Origin of the sequence: Nocardia sp. NPDC051756 (genome assembly GCF_040681495.1) — a bacterium.
Lineage (GTDB): Bacteria > Actinomycetota > Actinomycetes > Mycobacteriales > Mycobacteriaceae > Nocardia.
Map to the genome: position 1 here is coordinate 70,747 of NZ_JBFAYV010000003.1, position 19,311 is coordinate 90,057.

Below are 19,311 nucleotides of genomic sequence, written 5' to 3' on the forward strand. Positions count from 1 at the left end.
ATTCACCAACAGAGCAACAGCTTTCACCAAGGGAGAGAACACCATGAAGATCGCAGTCTTCGGAGCCACCAGCACGGTCGGCCGCCTGGTGGTCGCGCAGGCCATCGAGGAGGGCCACGAGGTCACCGCGTTCACCCGGAGCGCGGCCGGCCTCGAGCAGCGGCACGAGCGGCTGCACATCGTGGAAGGTGATGTGCTGGATACGAATTCGGTCGAGCGGGCGGTCGTCGGCCAGGACGCGGTGCTGATCTCGCTCGGCGCGGGACGCAAGGGCGTGATCCGGGCCGAGGGCACCCGCGCGGTGCTCGCGGCGATGGACCGGACCGGGGTGAAGCGGTTGATCGTGCAGACCACCCTCGGCGTCGGAGACAGCCGGGGCAACCTGAACTTCGTGTGGAAGTACCTGATGTTCGGCATGCTGCTGCGCCAGGCGTATGCCGACCACGTGCAGCAGGAGCTGTATGTCCAGGCCAGCGAGCTGGATTGGACGATCGTGCGGCCGAGCGCGTTCACCGACGGGCCGCGCACCCGCGGTTTCCGGCGCGGTTTCCCGGCCGACGAGCGCGGGCTGTCGCTGAAGATCTCCCGCGCCGACATCGCCGACTTCATGCTCGAGCAGCTGAACGACCGCACCTACCTGCACCAGGCACCCGGCATCTCCCACTGAGGCCCGCCACCGTGCCGCGCGTTCGAGCCGGACCTGCCGCGACCCACGCACCCAGCGTGGGTCGCGGCCGTTCAGGCGTGCTCGTGCAGTTCGCCCCAGGCCGGGAACGGATCCCGGTAGCCCGCCCATTCGACAGGTCCCGCGGCGAATTCCGCATCGGTGAGCAACGCGTCGTCGAGCAACGCACGGACCCGGTCCCGATCGAGGTTGATCCCGATGAAGACGATCTCCTGTCCCGCAGGCACTTCCAGCGCCGACCACCACGCGGCGGGCTCGAAGACGAGATTGGGCCCGGCTTGCGACCAGATGGCCGCCAGCGAGGGCCGGCTGGCGATCCAGCAGAAACCCTTGCTGCGCAACAACCCGCGTAGTTCGCCGAGCGCCTCGGACAGCCGCTGCGGATGAAACGGCCGGTCCGCGGTGTAGGTGAGGCTGCGGATGCCGTACTCCTCGGTCTCCGGCGTATGCCCGCCCGCCAGTTCTTCGTCCCAGCCCTCCGCCTCGGCGGCGACCACCGGGTTGTACAGGCCGGTGCCGAGCACGTCGGCCAGGTCGACGACGCCATTGGTCGTGCGCAGCACCTGGGCGCGCGGATTCAGCTTGCGCACAGTCGCTTCCACCGCCCCGGCCGCCGCCGTGCCGACCAGATCGGTCTTGTTCACCAGCAGCACATCGGCGAATTCCACCTGATCCACCAGCAAGTCGGCGATGGTGCGCGAATCCCCCTCGCCCGCTTGCAGATTCCGCTCGGCCAGCGCCTGCCCCTTGGCCACCTCGGCCAGGAACGTGGACGCGTCGACCACCGTCACCATGGTGTCCAGTCGCGCGATATCGCCGAGCTTGAACCCGTCCTCGAACTCCCAGTCGAAGGTCGCGGCCACCGGCATCGGCTCGGAGATGCCGGTCGACTCGATGACAAGTTGATCGAAGCGTCCTTCGCGGGCGAGCCGGCCCACCGCCTCGATGAGGTCCTCGCGCAGCGTGCAGCAGATGCAGCCGTTGGTCAGTTCGACCAGTTTCTCCTCGGTCCGATCGAGATGGCCCTGACCCGCGACGAGCGCGGCATCGATATTCACCTCGCTCATGTCGTTGACGATGACCGCCACCCGGCGGCCCTCCCGGTTGGCCAGGATGTGGTTGAGCAGCGTGGTCTTGCCCGCCCCCAGGAAGCCGGACAGCACGGTGACGGGAAGCAGGTCGGAGGTGGTCATATCTTAATGATAATGGTTTTCATTTTCCTTCAGCACTCCAGGTCGCCGGTTGCGCGTGGCAATGCGGGCGGACGGTCGTAGGGTTTGTCTCGTGAAGCTGTTGCCATTGACCCCCGACGGGCAGACCCCCGTCCGGGTGCTCACCATTGCCGGAACCGACTCTGGCGGCGGCGCCGGAATCCAGGCCGATACCCGCACCATGGCGCTGTGCGGGGTGCACGCCTGCGTCGCGGTCGCGGCGGTGACGGTGCAGAACTCGATGGGGGTCAGCGACTTCCACGAGATCCCGCCGTCCATCGTGGCCGGTCAGGTGCGCGTCGTGGCGACCGATATCGGCGTCGGCGCGGTGAAGACCGGCATGCTGGCCTCCACCGCCATCATCGAGGCCGTCGCGGACGTGTGCCGCGAGGTGGGCATCGGCCGCGACGGGCACATTCCGCTGGTCGTCGATCCGGTCGCCGCCTCCATGCACGGCGACCCGCTGCTGCACGAGGAGGCCCTGGACGCGGTCCGGCACACGCTGATCCCGCTGGCCACGGTGGTGACGCCGAACCTGGACGAGGTCCGGCTGATCACCGGCATCGACGTCACCGACGACGCGTCGGCCCGGCTGGCCGCGGAGGCGCTGCACAAGCTCGGCCCGCAGTGGGCGATCGTGAAGGGCGGACATCTGCGCTCCTCGGAGCACAGCACCGATCTGCTGTTCGACGGCGACAAGTTCCTGGAGTTCACCGCGCCGCGGATCGGCACCACCAACGACCACGGCGGCGGCGACACCCTGGCCGCGGCGATCGCCTGCGCGCTGGCCAACGGATATTCGGTGCCCGAGGCGGTCGAGTTCGCCAAGGATTGGACCTATCGCTGCCTCGCCGCTTCCTACGATCTCGGCGCGGGCCACGGTCCGGTTTCCCCGCTCTGGCGTCTGCACAGCGACTGAACCCGGAATCTGTCGATTCCCCAGTTAGAAAGCCCCTTAGGGGGCCGATTCTTGTCGGTGGGTGCTGAGACAATAGCGGTGTCGCAAACGCGGTAGGCCTCGACGAAGTGGCCGAGCCAGAACAACGTCGTTCGGGCGGATGCGACCACCGTTTCAGCGCCGGCCCCGACCATGCCGCGGCCGGCAGAGCAAGGCGCTACTCGCCGGAAAAGGCTAGGTGCAGTGGCAGATCAGTGTCGATGACAATGCCGTTGAGCCGGGCATTGGCCGCGGTCAGCGCGGCGATGGTTTCCGCGAGATAGGCGACGAACTTCTCGATCGGCATCGGCTGTGTCTTCAATCGGTTCGCGCCGAGCCACCAATCGGTGGCCGAGCCGACCGCGCCGAAGATCGAATAAATCACCAGTTCCACGCTGTCCACGTCGACCGACGTGTCGGCCGCCAGTTCGGCGAACAGATCGGCGGCCCGCTTCGCCGACTGCCGGGCCGATTGCAGCGCGCGTTCGGAATCGTCGGACTGCTGCGCGAAATGACTGTGCAGCATGAAGCGGAAGACGTTCGGGTGCTCCGACACCACGAGCGCGTACTCCGCGGCACCGCGCCGGACCAGCTCGCGGGCCGAGTCGTTGGTCAGATCCACGCCTGAGATCAACTGCTCCCACAGCATGTCCCGGACCCGGTCGACGATCGCGTTGTAGAGGTCGGTCTTGTCCTCGAAATGCCGGTACAGCTTGGGTTTCGCCGCGCCGGCCTCCTTGGCGATATCGCCCATGCTGACTTCCGGCCCGAACTTGTCCAGCGCGCGGAACGCCGCGTCGACGAACTCCTCGCGCACCTTCAGCCGGTGCTCGCGCCAGCGCTCCGTGCGTGCGTCGACGCGCTTGCGTGGCACCTCGTCTAATTTTCGCCCGCTGCGCATCACAATTCCGGATGCTACCTGCTACCAGCGGTACCGATGACCGGGTCGGGGCGTTGACATCGGATGAGGCGTGGGACACACTCGGAAAAGTACACGGAACCGGTGGTATTGGATATTTAGCACAGAGAGCCGGTGGGGACGATGGTGTCCGCGATCCACACCCGAGTCCTGATCGTCGGGAGCGGCTTCTCCGGCCTCGGCATGGGCATCGCGCTCGACCAGGCCGGCCTCGATGACTACCTCATCGTGGAGCAGGCCGGCGAGATCGGCGGCACCTGGCGGGACAACACCTATCCCGGTTGCGCCTGCGATATCCCGAGCCACCTGTATTCGTATTCCTTTGAGCCACGCTCGAATTGGCGACGACTGTTCTCCGGGCAGCCGGAGATCTTCGACTACCTGAAGGAAGTCGCCGAGAAGTACCGGCTGCGTCCGCACATCCGCTTCCACCAGCGGATGGATCACGGCTACTGGGACGAGGGCGAGGGGCGCTGGCACGCGTTCAGCGCGGACGGTCAGGAGTATGTCGCGCGGTTCCTCGTGTCCGCGGTAGGGGCACTGCACATTCCGAGCATTCCGGAGTTCCGCGGCAGCGCGGATTTCACCGGGCCCACGTTCCACTCGGCGCAGTGGGAGCACGGGGTCGACCTGGCCGGCAAGCGGGTCGCCGTGATCGGAACCGGCGCCAGCGCAATCCAATTCGTGCCGGAGATCGTCGGCGAGGTGGCCGAGCTGACCGTGTTCCAGCGCACCGCGCCGTGGGTGATGCCGCGCGCGGATGTGGAGTTCTCCGCGAGATTCCGGAATGCGCTGCGCCGCATACCCGGCCTGCGCCTGGCGCTGCGCAATGGCATCTATTGGGGCGCCGAGGTCGGCGGCTACGCGATGAACTGGCGGCCCGGACTGCTGAAGGTGCTGGAGCGGGTCGGCCGCCGGCACATCGAGCGGCAGATCGCCGATCCGGTGCTGCGCGCGCAGGTTACGCCGGACTACCGGGCCGGCTGCAAGCGGCTGCTCGGCTCCGACACCTACTATCCGGCGCTCGCCGATCCGAAGACCGAACTGGTCACCGAGCGGATCGACCGGTTCACCGCGGACGGCATCGTCACCGCCGACGGCGTCGAGCGCCAGGTCGATGTGATCATCTACGGCACCGGCTTTCACGTCATCGACTCGTTCAAGAATCTGCCGATGGTCGGGCTGCACGGCGTCGACCTGACCGAGCGCTGGGACCGGGAAGGCGTGCAGGCCCATCGCGGGATCACGGTCGCCGACATGCCCAACGCGTTCTTCCTGGTCGGCCCGAACACCGGCCTCGGCCACAACTCGATGATCTTCATGATCGAGGCGCAGATCCACTATGTGCTGCAAGCCATTCGGCAGGTGCGCGAGCAGGGCGCGCTCGCGTTGACGCCGCGGCGGGCGGCGCAGGATCACTTCAATGCCCGGCTGCAACGCGGATTGGCGCGCTCGGTGTGGAACACCGGCGGCTGCCAGAGCTGGTACCTCGACGAGCACGGGAACAATCGCACGCTGTGGTCCGGGTTCACCTGGCAGTACTGGATGCAGACCCGGCGGCTCGATCCCGCAGAGTACGAATTCTTCGGTCCCGCACCGAGTTCCCCGACCCGCCGCACCGCGGTGCTGGAAGACCTTCCGGCCCAGACGTTTCCCACGGCCCTGACCAACGGCCGACCGGCCCCAGCCCGAAACCCCGAGGATGTTCAGTGAAGAACTTCAAAGACAAGGTCGCCGTCATCACCGGCGCAGGCTCCGGCATCGGCCGGGGACTGGCCCTGGAACTGGCCCGCCGCGGCGCCCAGCTGGCGCTGTCCGACATCAACACCGAGGCGGTCGCCGATACCGCGGGCCGCTGCGAAAAGCTCGGCGCCACAGCCATTCCGTACGAGCTGGACGTCGCGCACCGGGCCGCGGTCTACGCCCACGCGGCGGATGTTCGCGGCGAATTCGGGCGGGTGAACCTGGTCTTCAACAACGCGGGCGTCGCGCTCGGGGCCGACGTCGAAGACATGGAGTGGGACGACTTCGACTGGCTGATGAACATCAACTTCTGGGGCGTCGCGCACGGCACCAAGGCGTTCCTGCCCGACCTCATCGCCTCCGGCGACGGCCACATCGTCAACATCTCCTCGGTGTTCGGCCTCGTCGGCGTGCCCTCCCAAAGTGCTTACAACGCGGCCAAATTCGCGGTGCGCGGGTTCACCGAGGCGCTGCGGCAGGAGATGCGGATCGCCCGGCATCCGGTCGGGGTCACCTGCGTGCACCCCGGCGGGGTGACCACGAATATCGCGGTGAGCGCCCGCGGGCTGCCCGACGACGTGGACCTCGAGACGCTGCGCCGCGGCTGGGACGCGCTCACGCTGACCAGTCCCGGTGCGGCGGCGAAGATCATCCTGCACGGTGTGGAGAAGAACAAGGCGCGGGTGCTGATCGGTCCCGATGCCAGGGTCTTCGACCTGATCCCGCGCCTGCTCGGCCCGGCCTACGAGGACCTCGGCGTCCCGCTGTACCGGGCCGGGCGGCAGGCGGCGGCGCGGTTCGGTATCGCGCTCTAGGCCTAGCGCCGCCGGGCCGCGCGCGGCGGCACCGGCGGCGGTGGGTTCAGCCGGCCCGCGGTGGTGCGCGAGCCGGCCTGCTTGAGTCGTTCGAGCACCGGGGTCAGCTCGAAGCTGTGCACGCCGTCCAGGGTGGCCATCTTGATGGTCACGTAGTGGTACAGGTCGTCGGCGGTGTCCGCGGTCAGCACGGCGAAGATGTTGAACGGTCCGGTAACCGCTGCGGCATAGGCGGTTTCGTCGTGCTCGGCGATGGCGCGGCCGACCGCGTCCAGCTGCGCCGGGGCGACCCGGAGCCAGAGGAAGGCCGAGAGGCTGGATCCCAGTGCGGCCGGGGCGAGGTCGAGGTCGAAGTAGAGGATGCCCGCCGCTTGCAGTGCGGCGATCCGGCGGGCCACCCGGCCGATGCTCATGCCGGTGGCGCGGGCCAGGACGGAGAAGCCGGCGCGCCCGTCGCGGGCCAGCAGTTCGAGCAGCAGGGCGTCCTCGTCGCGCAGCTCCAGATCCGATTCGGCGTAATCCGTTGGTGCCGGGCCATTCTCGGCGACTTTTCGGGCCACCTGCCGACCGCGCCAGTCCACGACGGTGGGTCCGACGAAGCGGTGCAGGATCATCGCCGCCGCGATGTCGTGCACCGGCGCGGTGCGTTGCAGCCGCTGCACCAGCAGGTCGTCGCGGTCCTGCGGGGTGCGCGGGTGCAGCGAGAAGTTCACCTCGGCACCGGCCGCCGCGATGCTGACCCAGGCGGCGTCGTCGCGGCGCGCCAGGGCCTCGGCCACCTGCCGCGCGCCGTCCGGCCGGCAGTGCACCCGGATGATCCAGTCGTTCTCGCCGAGCGCGCGGGAGTCGACCGCGCCGATCACCCGGACCACGCCGTCGCGGCGTAACCGCCGGTAGCGGCGGGCGACGGTCTGTTCCGCGACACCCAGTTCGGCGGCGACGCGGTTGAACGAAACCCGGGGATCCAATTGCAGGGCCTGCACGATCTGCGTATCGACGCCGTCCAAGATGGAGTTTTTACCTATTCCAGAGGCGCTCACAAGGAGGAAATCTACGCCCTGTTCCGAACTGGGCGACCGTTCCGGTCGCCGCTGCGGATACTCGACGCCGTCTCCCGTCCACGAATTCCCTGAGAGGACAACGGCTTTGCGTAAATGGCTGCCGCTGCTGACGGTGTGTCTCGGCACCTTCATGCTGCTGATCGACGTCACCATCGTGAACGTCGCCCTACCCGATATGCGCAACGACTTGAACGCGTCGTTCAGCTCGCTGCAATGGGTGGTCGACGGATACGCCCTGGCCATGGCCGCGCTCATGCTCGGGGCCGGCTCGATCGCCGACCTGGCCGGGCATCGGCGGACCTATATGGCCGGGTTGGTCCTGTTCGCGGTGTCCTCGCTGGTCTGCGGGATCGCCCCGAATCCGGCGGTGCTCATCGCGGCCAGGGTGGTGCAGGGCATCGGCGCGACAACCATGGCGTGCACCACCTTCGCCCTGCTGAACAGTTCCTACAGCGGGCGGGATCAGGGCACGGCGTACGGCGTCTGGGGTGCGGTCGCGGGCGCGTCCAGCGCGATCGGGCCGATCATCGGCGGCGTGCTCACCGATCTCGCATCGTGGCGCTGGATCTTCTTCGTCAACCTGCCGGTTAGCGCGGTGGCGATGGCGCTGTGCGGGTGGGTGCTCGCCGAGGGGAAACGACCGCACCGCGGCCGGGTCGATGTGGCGGGCATGGCGGCGTTCACCGTGAGCGCGGCGGCGGCGACCTATGCGCTGATCCGGGCGAACGAACACGGTTGGTCCAATGCGCTCACCTGGTGGTTGCTACTGGTCGCCGCGGTGTCGCTGGTGGTGTTCCTGATGGTCGAACGGGCCTCTGCGCAGCCGATGCTCGACCTGGCGCTGCTGCGGGACCGTTCGTTCGTCGGCGTGCTCGTCGCGGCGGGTGCGTTGTTCTTCGCCGCGTTCGGCGCGCTGATGTACACCCAGATCTGGATGCAGTCGGTGCTCGGGCTCACCGCGATCCAAGCCGGGGCGGTGGGACTTCCGTTGTCCGTCATGGCTTTTCTGGTGTCCGGCAGCATCGGGCGGTTCCTGCACGGCGAGAATCGCGGACCGATCATCGCGGGTGGGCTGTTCGCGACCGGCATCGGTGGCGTGGTCGGCGCGCTGCTGGTGCACGGCGAAGCCGGTTGGGCCGCACTGATTCCCGGCTTCCTGGCGGTCGGGCTCGGCGTCGGATTGGCCACCGCGACGCTGAGTTCGGCGGCAATGGCGGCGGTTCCGTGGCAGCGGGCCGGAATGGCAACGGGCGCGGTCAATACCGCGCAGCAGCTGAGCTTCGCGCTCGGAATCGCCACGCTGGGTTCGGTATTCACCGCGCGGGCGGCGGCGGTGCTCGACGAGCGCGCGGTGCCGGACGCGGAGGCCACGGCACGGGCGGTCGGGGGCGGTCAGTCCGCGATGCTGGTGCAGCAGGTTCCGGCCGAGGCGCGGTCCGCGCTGGCGGAGGCGGTGCGGGCGGCGGCCGCAGCGGGCGTGCAGGGCACGCTCGCGGTCAGCGGCGTGATCGGCCTGCTCGGCGGCGCGGTCGTACTACTGCTGATGCGGCGGAGCAAGCCGGCGGCGCCGGTGGTCGATGCGGAGGCGCAGGTACACGCCTGATTTGCCCGAATTCCCGTGCGGCCGAACGGGTCGGCCGCAGGGCGCGGAACAAATCCGCTGAGCGAGGAGACCACGCGCCTCGCTCAGCGGTGGGTCAGCGCTTTTTCGGATCGATGATGCTCTGCTCGGGGGCGGACTTCATCTTCTTGTCCGTCCGCTTCTCTTTCAGCGATTTCCCGGACTTCTTCGACATCGAGCTGCGCGGAGACTTGTCGGACAAACGTGGTCCTTTGCTCGGAGGACCTGAACGGTCCCGCTACCCCCGACCGTACGCTACGGCCGCACACGCCGGGACCGATCGGCCCTGGTCGCGTGCCCCCAGGAACCTCACAGCTGAGGCCCAGCTCCGTGACAACCGGACCGTCGAGGGTGGTCTTCATGACCGAGACTGTGACCGTCGCGGCGGCGGAATTAGCCGAGACACCGGGTACACCCGTGCTGGACGTGGTGATACCCGTCTACAACGAAGAGACCGACCTCGGCGTGTGTGTGCGCAGGTTGCACGCCTATCTGCGCCAGGGGTTCCCGTTTCCGGCACGGATCACGGTAGCCGACAATGCCAGCACCGACGCCACCCTGCAAGTGGCCGAGCTGCTGGCACAGGAGCTGGACGGCGTGCGGGTGGTGCACCTGGACGCCAAGGGACGCGGGCGGGCGCTGCGGGCGGCGTGGGAACGCTCCGACGCGCAGGTGGTCGCCTACATGGACGTGGACCTGTCCACCGACCTGAACGCGCTGCTGCCGCTGGTGGCGCCGCTGATCACCGGGCACTCCGACCTCGCGATCGGGACCCGGCTCAGCTCGTCCTCGCGGGTGGTGCGCGGGCCGAAGCGCGAGATCATCTCCCGCTGCTACAACCTGTTGCTGAAAGCCTCACTGCAAGCACGCTTTTCGGACGCGCAGTGCGGGTTCAAGGCGATGCGCAGCGAGGTGGCGCGGCAGCTGCTGCCGCTGGTGCGCGACGGTGAATGGTTCTTCGACACCGAACTGCTGGTGCTCGCCGAGCGGGCCGGGCTGCGCATCCACGAGGTGCCGGTGGACTGGATCGACGATCCGGACAGCCGGGTCGACATCGTCGACACCGCGCGGAAAGACCTGCTCGGCATCGGGCGGCTGACCCGGGCGCTGGCCACCGGGGCGTTGCCGCTGGAGGAATTGCGCAGGGCGGTCGGGCGCGAGCCGCTGGTCCCAGGCGTGCCGCTCGGGATGGTCGGGCAGCTGGTCCGGTTCGCGATCGTCGGCGTGTTGAGCACGCTGGCCTATCTGCTGCTTTACGTTGTGCTGCAATCATTCACGGACGCGCAGGTGGCCAACTTCCTGGCGCTGCTGATCACCGCGGTGGCCAATACGGCGGCCAACCGGGCGTTCACGTTCGGCGTGCGCGGGGCGACCGGCGCGGTGTCGCATCAGTTCCAAGGACTGGTCATTTTCGGCATCGGGCTGGCGTTGACCAGTGGGTCGCTGTTCACCCTGCATCACTGGGCGCCGGACGCGTCGGTGCATCTGGAGCTGCTCGTGCTGGTGCTGGCCAATCTGCTGGCCACGATTCTGCGCTTCGTCGGGTTGCGCTGGGTTTTCCGGAATACCCCGAATCCGGCTCGGCGAACGGCGATCTCCGTGCAGTCCGATTCGACCGATACGTCCGAGCCGGTGGCGCTCGATGCCGAAGGAGCCGCTCGATGACCGCGACCCTGGCGCCGCCCACCGCGGCACCGGCGACCCCCGCGCCCGAACGTAAAACCCGGTGGGAATACCCGGCATTGGCGGTGCTGCTGCTCGGCACCGGCATCGCGTATCTGTGCAATCTCAGCGCGAACGGCTGGGCCAACTCGTTCTATTCCGCTGCGGTGCAAGCGGGTTCGGTCTCCTGGAAGGCGTTCTTCTTCGGCTCCTCGGATGCGGCGAACTCGATCACCGTGGACAAGCCGCCCGCCTCGCTGTGGCTGATGGAACTCTCGGTACGGGCGTTCGGGCTGAACAGCTGGAGCATCCTGGTGCCGGAGGTGCTGCTCGGCGTGGCGAGCGTGGCCCTGCTGTGGGCGACGGTGCGCAGGCCGTTCGGACCGGCCGCCGGGTTGCTCGCCGGGCTGGTGCTCGCGGTGACGCCGGTGGCGGTGCTGATGTTCCGGTTCAACAATCCGGACGCGCTGCTGGTGTTCCTGATGGTCGCCGCGGTGTGGGCGATGACGCGGGCGATCGAGGACGGCCGCTGGCGATGGCTGGTGCTCACCGGCGCGTTCGTCGGATTCGGCTTTCTCACCAAACAATTACAGGTGCTGCTGGTCGTGCCGCCGCTGGCCCTGGCCTACCTGATCGCGGGACCGCCGAAGCTCGGCAAACGGCTTTTGCAACTGCTCGCCGCGGGTGCCGCCATGGTGGTGGCCGCGGGCTGGTGGTTGCTGGCGGTGGAGCTGTGGCCCGCTTCGTCGCGGCCGTGGATCGGTGGGTCGCAGAACAATTCGATCCTCGAACTCACCCTCGGCTACAACGGGCTCGGCCGGCTCACCGGTGACGAGAGCGGCAGTGTCGGTCCCGGCGGTGCGGATCTGCCCGCCGGCGGCAACGGCATGTGGGGTAGCACCGGCATCACCCGGATGTTCGAAGCGGCGCAGGGTGGTCAGATCGCCTGGTTGATCCCGGCCGCGCTGGTTGCCCTGGTGGCCGGAATCCTGTTGCGCGGCAAGGCTGCCCGCACCGATCGGCAGCGGGCGTCGCTGATCGTCTGGGGCGGTTGGCTGTTGGTGACCGGATTGACCTTCAGCTTCATGGCCGGGATCTTCCACCAGTACTACACCGTGGCTCTGGCTCCGGCGGTCGCCGCGCTCGTCGGCATCGGTGCGGTGCAGATGTGGCGGGAACGGCACCGCCTGTGGGTCCGGCTGATGCTCGCGCTCGCCGTCGGCCTGACCACGGCGACGGCGTGGATGTTGTTGTCGCGCAGCGTGCATTGGGTGCCGTGGTTGCGGTGGACGATCCTGGTCGTCGGCATCCTCGCCACGATCGCCGCGCTCGTTCCGGCACCGCGGAAGCTGGCGATCGTCTCCGCGCTGGCCATCGCGTTCACCGGCCTGGCCGGTCCGGCCGCGTACGCCGTCGACACCCTGGCGACCTCGCACGCGGGCGCGATCCCGTCGGCGGGGCCGAATGTCGGACGGTTCGGCATGTTCGGTCAGCGGCCGCCGTGGGCCGAAGGAATGAACGGCATGCCCGGCGGCCCGGGCGCTCCGCAACCGGATGGTCGCGGTGGCCGCACCCCGAACGGTGGAAACGGCCAGCCGGGGATGCCGCCGCAGGGCCCGATGCCCGGCGCGCCGACCGGTCACGGCGGCGAAATGATGGGCGGCGCAGGCGGTCTGCTCGGCGCGAGCAAGCCGAGCGACCGAGTGGTCGCCCTGCTGGAGCAGAACGGCGCCGCCTACACCTGGGTAGCCGCGGCTACCGGTTCCAACAGCGCCGCGGGCTTCCAGCTGGCCACCGAACTCCCGGTGATGCCCGTCGGCGGTTTCAACGGCAGCGACCCCTCCCCCACCCTCGCGCAGTTCAAAGACTATGTGGCCCAGGGAAAGATCCACTACTTCATCGGCGGCGAACGCGGCGGCCGGGGCGGCGACCGGGACTCCACTCCCTCCTACAGTTCGCAGATCGCCCAGTGGGTGCAGGAGAACTTCACCGCTACCGAAGTAGACGGCGTGACCCTCTACGACCTCACCACCCACTGACCCGAAAGTTCCGCACCGCCTCCGAATATGCAGGCGGTGCGGATCTTTGGTGTTGTGGGGCTACTTCGCCGCCGGGTAGGTGGCCTCGACCCATTCGGCGAAGCTGGGGCCCGCGAGGGTGGCGTGCGGCCGGGCGAGCAGGGTGCCGTCCTCGAAGGCCTCGCGGTCCGGGTTGGTGGGGTCGCTGGACTCGATGATCCGCAGCGGGCTGCCCAGGTGGGCGGTCAGCAGCGTCGCGGCGCCGGCCATGGTTTCCGGCTGCGGGCCGGCGATTTCGGGGAACGGGCCGTCGGTGGATTCGGGGGCCGGGTTGACGGCGAGGTCGACCAGGGCCTCGGCGACGGTGCGGGCGGCCACCAGCTGGGTGCGCATGTTCGCGACATAGGCGACGTCGCCCTGGGTGCCCCACTGGGTCATCACCTCGACCAGTTCGTGGAACTGGGCGGCGCGCAGGATCTGGACCGGCAGCGGGCCGTCGAGGAGGCGCTGCTCGTGCGCCAGCTTGGCGGCGTTGTAACCGGCGGTGGCGTTGTCGATGCCGATGATGGAGACGACGACCAGGCGCTCGACGCCGGCCTTCTGGCCCGCCTCGTGCAGGTTGCGGGCGGCGGCGGTGAAGAACTCGGTCGCGACGTCCTGATCGGCGGACGGGGTGCTGGACGCGTCGATGACCACCTGCACGCCGTCCAGGGCCTCGACCAGGCCCGCGCCGGTCTCGATGTCCACGCCGTTCTTGCGGGAGAACGCCACCACCTCGTGGCCCTGCTCGGTCAGCACATCCACCACGTGCTTACCCAGCCGTCCGGTCGCCCCGGCCACTGCGATCTTCTTGGTCGTCGTCATGATTCCTGCTCCTCTGTGTCGATGCGGTGTTCCGCGTTCACAGAGAGGACGACGCAGCGATCACGAGTGTGACATCGCGCAGAAAGCGCAGGTAGCGGCGGTTCTCAGCTGAGCATGGACAGCAGGCGCTCGTGCACCACGTCACGGACCACCGAGCTGAGATCGGGCTTTTCGGCGAGCAGTTCGAGCATGCGCAGGATCTGCAAGGTCTCGATGCGCTGCGGAAGATCCGGATCGTCCGGATCGAAGCCCGCGCCCGCCAGGAAATCGGGCCAGGCGGGGACATCGGGGTCGATGGAGCTGACCGACCAGGCCCACCACGCCGGGTCGAACAGCGGGTCGGCGAGGCGGACGGATTCGAAATCGAGCAGGCCGGTGATGATTTCGCCGTCGGTGAGGATGTTGACCGGGGCGAAGTCGCCGTGCGCGAGGACCGTCGGGCGGTCGGCGAACAGCGTGGGCAGCGACTTCAAGATCCGGTCCAGGGTGCCGCGGTGCGCGGCGGCGAGGTTCAGCCGGCCGGCCCAGGCGGTGGCGCTCTCCACCAGACGGGTGGGGCTGGCCCAGAGGTCGTCGAGTTGCAGGCCCGCGGTGGGCAGCCGGCGAAACGCCGCGAGCAGCGTGCCCATCTCGCGGGCGATGACCGGGAATTGCGGGCTGGCCAAGCCGATTTCGGCGCTGGCCGGAATCGGGACGCCGGGCAGCGCGTCGAAGACGATCCAGGCCGGGTCGGCGTCGAGGTCGAAGCGGCGGATGCGCGGAATGGCGATGCCGCGCTTGGCGGCCGGTTCCAGCAGGGTGTGCATGATCCGCAGGCGGCGTTCGGCGTCGTCCGGATTGCGGTAGCGCTGCAGGACCATCCGGTCGCCGTCGGCGAGGGTGAGCAGGTCGGTGCGGTTCTGGAAGCCCCATTCGGCCGGCGCGCTACCGGCAATCGGCTGGCCGAGAGTCTGCTCGAGCCCGCCGTACTCCGCATGGTCCATACGGCAGACCCTAAGGCACGTACGGACTGTTGCGCGCCGATCGGCTGCGCTGCGCTGAGTGGGGACGTAGGGGCACACTTCGGGCGCGCTCATCCGCCCCGGTCGGCGGCCTGATCAGGGACATCGAGCGGGTCCGAGGCGCGGAACTCACGGGTGCGGCGGAACCGATCGCGCGATGGAAATCACTCGGCGCCGGGCGCTTGCGCGAGTCCGCGCGGCGCACTCAGCGCGGCGTGCAGGGTGGCCGCCCACTGCTGGACGATCTGCTTGCGGCGCGCCGAATCGTCGGTGAGCACGTCGGCCAGGCCGAGCCCGCGCGCCATGTCCAGGGTGGCCTGCACGAGGTGATGGGTGACCGGGTCGGCGTCGTCGACGCCGAGCGCCTCCACCGCGCGCCGATGCGAGACCCGGCCGAACTTGGCCTCCAGCGGGACAATTCGCTCCCGCAGCGCCGGATCGGCGGCCGCGTGCGTCCACACTTGCAGCGCCGCCTTGAACAGCGGGCTGGTGTAGGACTCGACCAGGCCGGCCACCACGGCCTCGGTCCGGCCGACCCCGTCGGCCAAGGCGGCGACCGCGATCGCCTCGTCCTTGGCCTGCTGGGTCCGGCTGTCGAACATGTACTCCAGCGCGGCGGTGATCAGCTCCTCCCTGGTCGGGAAGTGATGCTGCGCCGCGCCCCTGGACACCCCGGCCCGTTCGGCGACGACCGCGACGGTCGCTGCCGCCCAGCCGGTTTCGGCTAGGCAGTCGATGGTCGCCTCCAGCAGGCGCTGCCGGGTGGCTCGGCTGCGGTCCTGCTTGGGTTCGTGGGGTGTGGCCATGAGGTTATTCTGCCCAGCTCGCCGGACGACGCTGCAGGAAGGCCGTCATGCCCTCGTGCACCTCGGCGGTGCCGAAGAAGCTCGCCGAGCGTTTGGCGAGTTCGTCGGCCGAGACGTCGAACTCCGCGAGCATGGCCGCGTTGACCAGCCGCTTGCTCTCGGCCAGCCCCTGCGGGGAGCCCTTGCGTAGCTCGGCGCGCAGCCGCGCCACCTCGGCCGCCGGGTCGGCGGCGGCGGTGGTGATCAGCCCGATCTGCTCGGCGACGTCCGCGTCGAACTTCTCGCCCGTCAGGTAGTACCGGCCGGCCGCGCGCGCGGTGAGGCGCGGCAGCAGGGTCAGCGAAATCATGAACGGGGCCAATCCGATTCGCACCTCGGTGAGGGCGAAGCTGCTGGCCGGCCCGGCCACCGCGATATCGCAGGCGGCGACGATGCCCATGCCGCCCGCGCGCACGTTGCCGTCGATCTGCGCGATCACCGGCTTCGGGGTGGCGATGAGGCGGCGCAGCACGCCGATCATCACCCGGGTGCGGTCGTCGGCGGCCACCGCGGGATCGGCGTTGCTCGCCTCGGACAGGTCCGCGCCCGCGCAGAAGGTGTTGCCGGTGTGGGTGAGCACGATGCCGCGCACCGCGTCGTCGGCGGCCGCGTCGTCGAGTCCCTGGAGAAGTTCGGCAACGAGCTTGGACGACAACGCGTTCCGGTTGTGCGGCGAATCGAGCGTGAGCGTCGCGAAGCCGTCCGCTACGTCGTAACGGACGAACGGACCGGTCACTGTTTCGGTCATCGACAGCCTCTCAGTAAGACTTCGGCAGGCCCAGCGAGTACTGGGCGACGAAGTTCAGCACCATTTCGCGGCTGACCGGCGCGATGCGGCCGATGCGCGCGGCCGCCAGCATCGCGGCCAGGCCGTACTCCTTGGTCAGGCCCGCGCCGCCGTGCGTCTGGATGGCTTGATCGAGCGCCTTGATACTCGCCTCCGCCGCAGCGTATTTCGCCATGTTGGCGGCCTCGGCGGCGCCCATCTCGTCGCCCGTGTCGTAGAGCGTCGCGGCCTTGCGCATCATCAGCTTGGCCAGCTCCAGCTCGATCTTCACCTGGGCCAGCGGATGCGAAATGCCTTGGTGCGCACCGATCGGCGACTTCCACACGGTGCGTTCCTTGGCGTACTCGACCGCGCGGTCGATGGCGTAGCGGCCGAGGCCGATGGCCATCGCGGCGCCCATGACCCGCTCCGGGTTGAGGCCGGCGAACAGCTGCATCAGCGCCGCGTCCTCCTTGCCGACCAGGGCGGTCGACGGCAGGCGCACGTCGTCGAGGAACAGGGTGAACTGGTGGTCCGGCTCGATGATGTCCATTTCCTGGGGCGTCTTGTGGAAGCCCTCGGCATCGGTCGGCACGATGAACAAGGCGGGCTTGAGCTTGCCGGTCTTGTGGTCCTCGGTGCGCGACACGATGAGCACGGCCTCGGCCTGGTCCACGCCGGAGATGAAGATCTTGCGCCCGTTGAGGATCCAGTCGTCGCCGTCCCGGCGCGCGGTGGTGGTGATCTGGTGCGAGTTGGAGCCCGCGTCCGGCTCGGTGATGCCGAAGACCATCTTGGCCGAGCCGTCGCCGAGCTTGGGCAGCCACTGCTGCTTCTGCTCGTCGGTGCCGTACTTGGTGATGATGGTGCCGCAGATGGCCGGGGAGACGACCATCAGCAGCAGGCCCGCGCCCTGTGCGGAGAGTTCCTCCATGACCAGCGCCAGCTCGTACAGGCCCGCACCGCCGCCGCCGTACTCCTCCGGCAGGTTCACCCCGAGGAAGCCGAGTTTGCCTGCCTCGTCCCACAATTCGGTGAGCGGCTCGTTGGCCCTGGCCTTCGGCAGCACGTAGTCGCGGTAGTTGTACTTCGCGGCCAGCGCGGCGACCGCGGACCGCAGCGCGGTCTGCTCTTCGGTTTCGATGAAACTCATTTGTTCTCCTGGGTTTCCGTGCCTTCGGCAGGGTCGACTACGGCGAGGACGGCACCGACTTCGACCTGCTGGCCGACGGTGACGTTGACGGCGCTGAGCACACCGGCGGCGGGCGCGGCGATGGTGTGCTCCATCTTCATCGCCTCCAACCACAGAATGGGCTGGCCCTGTTCGACCCGGCTGCCGACCTCGGCGCCGAGCCGGATCACGCTGCCGGGCATGGGCGCGAGCAGCGAACCGGTGGCCACCTGGTCGGCCGGATCGCTGAATCGGGGCAGCTTGCGCACGCTGACCGGCCCGAGCGGCGAGTCGACGCACACCAGATCGGCGTACCGGGCGACGGCGAAATGCCTGCGGACCGAGCCGCGTTCGCCGGGGACGGCGAGCACCACGCGGTCGGGGGTGGCCTCGATCAGTTCGAGTCCGTCGTGACCGTCCACCGAGACGACGCCGCGGGTGAAGCGATAGCCGACGTCGTGCGTCCCGCTGGTGCGGCTCTCGAACAGCTTGTGCGTCGACTGGGACGGCAGGTTGCGCCATCCGCTCGGCAGCCCGCCGCCGACTCGGGCAGCGCCCCGGTTGGCGGCCGCGTCGGCCAGTGCGGCGGCCACGATGGACAACGCCTCATCGGCCGCGGACACCAAAGGCGCTGCCAGCGTGTCCAATCCGTGGGTGGCGAAGAACGCGGTGTCGGTGTCGCCGGCCAGGAACGCGGGGTGGCGCAGCACCCGGACCAGCAGATCGCGGTTGGTCACCAGGCCGTGGATCTTCGCCCGGTGCAGCGCGTTGGCGAGCAAACGGGCTGCCTCGCTCCGGGTTTCGGCGTAGGAGATGACCTTGGCCAGCATCGGGTCGTAGTGCACGCCGACGACCGAGCCGTCCACCACGCCGGTGTCCAGGCGCACGCCCGGCCGGTCCAGCAGATCGAATTCGGTGACCACCGACGGGATGTCGAGGCGATGCACGGTGCCGCTCTGCGGCTGCCAGTCGTGCGCCGGGTCCTCGGCGTAGAGCCGGACCTCGATCGAATGTCCGTACATGCCCGGGGATTCGGCGGGCAGCTTGGCGTCCGCGGCCACCTCGAGTTGCAGACGAACCAGATCCAGGCCGGTGGTGCACTCGGTGACCGGATGTTCCACCTGGAGGCGGGTATTCATCTCCAGGAAGAAGAACTCGCCGCGCTCGTCGGCGAGGAACTCCACCGTGCCCGCACCGGTGTAGCCGATCGCGCCGGTGGCGAGCCGGGCCGCCTCGAACAGCCGCTCCCGCATGCCCTCGGTGCGCTCGACCAGTGGCGAGGGAGCCTCCTCGATCACCTTCTGATGCCTGCGCTGGATGGAGCACTCGCGCTCGCCGACCGCCCAGATGGTGCCGTGCGTATCGGCCATCACCTGAACCTCGATGTGGCGACCGGTTTCCAGGTATCGCTCGCAGAACACCGTGGGATCGCCGAACGCGGACGCGGCCTCCCGCCGCGCCGCCTCGATCTGCGATTCGAGTTCGCCGAGTTCGCGCACCACGCGCATGCCGCGGCCGCCGCCACCGGCGGACGCCTTGATCAGCACCGGCAGGTGCGCGTCGGTGACCTCGGCCGGATCGAGCTCGGCGAGCACGGGGACACCGGCGGCGTCCATCATCTTCTTCGAGGCGACCTTGGAGCCCATCTGCTCGATGGCCTCGACCGGCGGGCCGATCCACACCAGACCGGCGGCGAGCACCGCCTTGGCGAAATCGGCGTTCTCGGAAAGGAATCCGTAGCCGGGGTGGATCGCGTCCGCACCGGCGGCCAGCGCGGCCTCGATGATCAGTTCACCGCGCAGGTAGGTCTCGCCGGGTGTATTACCCGGAAGCAGCACTGCCGCATCGGCTTCCGCGACGTGCGGGGCAGCGGCATCCGCGTCGGAGTACACCGCGACGGTGCCGATCCCCATCCGCCGACAGGTGGCGAAGACGCGGCGGGCGATCTCCCCGCGATTGGCAACTAAGACATTCGTAATGGTCATCCCCGGC

At 68.9% G+C, this 19,311-nt stretch carries 17 protein-coding genes; 7 read left to right on the forward strand and 10 right to left on the reverse strand.

What is annotated here, in order from left to right:
* Window positions 1–43: 43 nt before the first annotated feature.
* Complete coding sequence (locus AB0M22_RS11960; RefSeq protein WP_364724333.1) at window positions 44–667, forward strand: SDR family oxidoreductase; 624 nt, start codon at window positions 44–46, stop codon at window positions 665–667.
* A gap of 71 nt (window positions 668–738) precedes the next feature.
* Here AB0M22_RS11960 and AB0M22_RS11965 read toward each other — a convergent pair whose 3' ends face one another.
* A complete protein-coding gene (locus AB0M22_RS11965) occupies window positions 739–1,878 on the reverse strand; it encodes a GTP-binding protein (protein WP_364724336.1) in 1,140 nt (379 codons plus the stop codon).
* A gap of 91 nt (window positions 1,879–1,969) precedes the next feature.
* Here AB0M22_RS11965 and thiD point away from each other — a divergent pair, with 91 nt between their 5' ends.
* Window positions 1,970–2,815 carry a bifunctional hydroxymethylpyrimidine kinase/phosphomethylpyrimidine kinase gene (gene thiD / locus AB0M22_RS11970; RefSeq protein WP_364724339.1) on the forward strand — a complete coding sequence of 282 codons (846 nt, stop codon included), beginning with the start codon at window positions 1,970–1,972 and terminating at the stop codon, window positions 2,813–2,815.
* A 196-nt stretch (window positions 2,816–3,011) separates the two neighbouring features.
* Here thiD and AB0M22_RS11975 read toward each other — a convergent pair whose 3' ends face one another.
* Window positions 3,012–3,707 (reverse strand): TetR/AcrR family transcriptional regulator, encoded by a 696-nt coding sequence (locus AB0M22_RS11975; protein WP_364724342.1) that lies wholly within the window; start codon window positions 3,705–3,707, stop codon window positions 3,012–3,014.
* Window positions 3,708–3,875: 168 nt separating this feature from the next.
* On the opposite strand from AB0M22_RS11975, the gene AB0M22_RS11980 reads away from it, so the two are divergent.
* Complete coding sequence (locus AB0M22_RS11980) at window positions 3,876–5,465, forward strand: NAD(P)/FAD-dependent oxidoreductase (protein WP_364724345.1); 1,590 nt, start codon at window positions 3,876–3,878, stop codon at window positions 5,463–5,465.
* Complete coding sequence (locus tag AB0M22_RS11985; protein ID WP_364724348.1) at window positions 5,462–6,310, forward strand: SDR family oxidoreductase; 849 nt, start codon at window positions 5,462–5,464, stop codon at window positions 6,308–6,310. The genes AB0M22_RS11980 and AB0M22_RS11985 overlap by 4 nt, the downstream gene beginning before the upstream one ends.
* Before the next feature lie 2 nt (window positions 6,311–6,312).
* Here AB0M22_RS11985 and AB0M22_RS11990 read toward each other — a convergent pair whose 3' ends face one another.
* Window positions 6,313–7,317: an Lrp/AsnC family transcriptional regulator gene (locus tag AB0M22_RS11990; RefSeq protein WP_364724350.1), complete on the reverse strand. Its 1,005-nt coding sequence runs from the start codon at window positions 7,315–7,317 to the stop codon at window positions 6,313–6,315.
* 139 nt (window positions 7,318–7,456) lie between these two features.
* Between AB0M22_RS11990 and AB0M22_RS11995 the strand changes: the two genes are divergently transcribed.
* Window positions 7,457–8,974 (forward strand): MFS transporter, encoded by a 1,518-nt coding sequence (locus AB0M22_RS11995; RefSeq protein WP_364724353.1) that lies wholly within the window; start codon window positions 7,457–7,459, stop codon window positions 8,972–8,974.
* A 94-nt stretch (window positions 8,975–9,068) separates the two neighbouring features.
* Here AB0M22_RS11995 and AB0M22_RS12000 read toward each other — a convergent pair whose 3' ends face one another.
* Window positions 9,069–9,194, reverse strand: coding sequence for a hypothetical protein (locus tag AB0M22_RS12000; protein WP_364724355.1), 126 nt, complete (start codon window positions 9,192–9,194; stop codon window positions 9,069–9,071).
* Window positions 9,195–9,352: 158 nt separating this feature from the next.
* Between AB0M22_RS12000 and AB0M22_RS12005 the strand changes: the two genes are divergently transcribed.
* Window positions 9,353–10,657, forward strand: coding sequence for a glycosyltransferase (locus AB0M22_RS12005; protein ID WP_364724358.1), 1,305 nt, complete (start codon window positions 9,353–9,355; stop codon window positions 10,655–10,657).
* Window positions 10,654–12,693: a glycosyltransferase family 39 protein gene (locus AB0M22_RS12010; protein ID WP_364724361.1), complete on the forward strand. Its 2,040-nt coding sequence runs from the start codon at window positions 10,654–10,656 to the stop codon at window positions 12,691–12,693. The genes AB0M22_RS12005 and AB0M22_RS12010 overlap by 4 nt, the downstream gene beginning before the upstream one ends.
* Before the next feature lie 60 nt (window positions 12,694–12,753).
* On the opposite strand, the gene AB0M22_RS12015 is transcribed toward AB0M22_RS12010, so the two are convergent.
* The 6 genes from AB0M22_RS12015 to AB0M22_RS12040 form a co-directional block, all read right to left on the reverse strand.
* Entirely contained in the window at window positions 12,754–13,536 is a 783-nt protein-coding gene (locus AB0M22_RS12015) for an NAD(P)H-binding protein (protein ID WP_364724364.1), read from the reverse strand.
* Between the two features lie 104 nt (window positions 13,537–13,640).
* Entirely contained in the window at window positions 13,641–14,519 is an 879-nt protein-coding gene (locus tag AB0M22_RS12020; protein ID WP_364724367.1) for an aminoglycoside phosphotransferase family protein, read from the reverse strand.
* Between the two features lie 182 nt (window positions 14,520–14,701).
* Window positions 14,702–15,343, reverse strand: a complete 642-nt coding sequence (locus AB0M22_RS12025; RefSeq protein ID WP_364724370.1) for a TetR/AcrR family transcriptional regulator — start codon at window positions 15,341–15,343, stop codon at window positions 14,702–14,704.
* A gap of 4 nt (window positions 15,344–15,347) precedes the next feature.
* Window positions 15,348–16,130 (reverse strand): enoyl-CoA hydratase family protein, encoded by a 783-nt coding sequence (locus tag AB0M22_RS12030; protein WP_364724372.1) that lies wholly within the window; start codon window positions 16,128–16,130, stop codon window positions 15,348–15,350.
* A gap of 10 nt (window positions 16,131–16,140) precedes the next feature.
* Window positions 16,141–17,301, reverse strand: coding sequence for an acyl-CoA dehydrogenase family protein (locus AB0M22_RS12035; RefSeq protein WP_364724375.1), 1,161 nt, complete (start codon window positions 17,299–17,301; stop codon window positions 16,141–16,143).
* Window positions 17,298–19,304 carry a biotin carboxylase N-terminal domain-containing protein gene (locus tag AB0M22_RS12040; RefSeq protein ID WP_364724378.1) on the reverse strand — a complete coding sequence of 669 codons (2,007 nt, stop codon included), beginning with the start codon at window positions 19,302–19,304 and terminating at the stop codon, window positions 17,298–17,300. Before AB0M22_RS12040 ends, AB0M22_RS12035 begins: the two co-directional genes overlap by 4 nt.
* Between the last annotated feature and the right edge of the window lie 7 nt (window positions 19,305–19,311).

Excerpts from the sequence above, each read along its gene's own strand:
- AB0M22_RS12010 (WP_364724361.1), top strand. The coding sequence starts at position 10,654 with ATGACCGCGACCCTGGCGCCGCCCACCGCGGCACCGGCGACCCCCGCG.
- AB0M22_RS12030 (WP_364724372.1), bottom strand. The coding sequence starts at position 16,130 with ATGACCGAAACAGTGACCGGTCCGTTCGTCCGTTACGACGTAGCGGAC.
- AB0M22_RS11965 (WP_364724336.1), bottom strand. The coding sequence starts at position 1,878 with ATGACCACCTCCGACCTGCTTCCCGTCACCGTGCTGTCCGGCTTCCTG.
- AB0M22_RS12035 (WP_364724375.1), bottom strand. The coding sequence starts at position 17,301 with ATGAGTTTCATCGAAACCGAAGAGCAGACCGCGCTGCGGTCCGCGGTC.
- AB0M22_RS11960 (WP_364724333.1), top strand. The coding sequence starts at position 44 with ATGAAGATCGCAGTCTTCGGAGCCACCAGCACGGTCGGCCGCCTGGTG.
- AB0M22_RS12015 (WP_364724364.1), bottom strand. The coding sequence starts at position 13,536 with ATGACGACGACCAAGAAGATCGCAGTGGCCGGGGCGACCGGACGGCTG.
- AB0M22_RS12005 (WP_364724358.1), top strand. The coding sequence starts at position 9,353 with ATGACCGAGACTGTGACCGTCGCGGCGGCGGAATTAGCCGAGACACCG.
- AB0M22_RS12040 (WP_364724378.1), bottom strand. The coding sequence starts at position 19,304 with ATGACCATTACGAATGTCTTAGTTGCCAATCGCGGGGAGATCGCCCGC.
- AB0M22_RS12025 (WP_364724370.1), bottom strand. The coding sequence starts at position 15,343 with ATGGCCACACCCCACGAACCCAAGCAGGACCGCAGCCGAGCCACCCGG.
- AB0M22_RS11980 (WP_364724345.1), top strand. The coding sequence starts at position 3,876 with ATGGTGTCCGCGATCCACACCCGAGTCCTGATCGTCGGGAGCGGCTTC.
- AB0M22_RS12020 (WP_364724367.1), bottom strand. The coding sequence starts at position 14,519 with ATGGACCATGCGGAGTACGGCGGGCTCGAGCAGACTCTCGGCCAGCCG.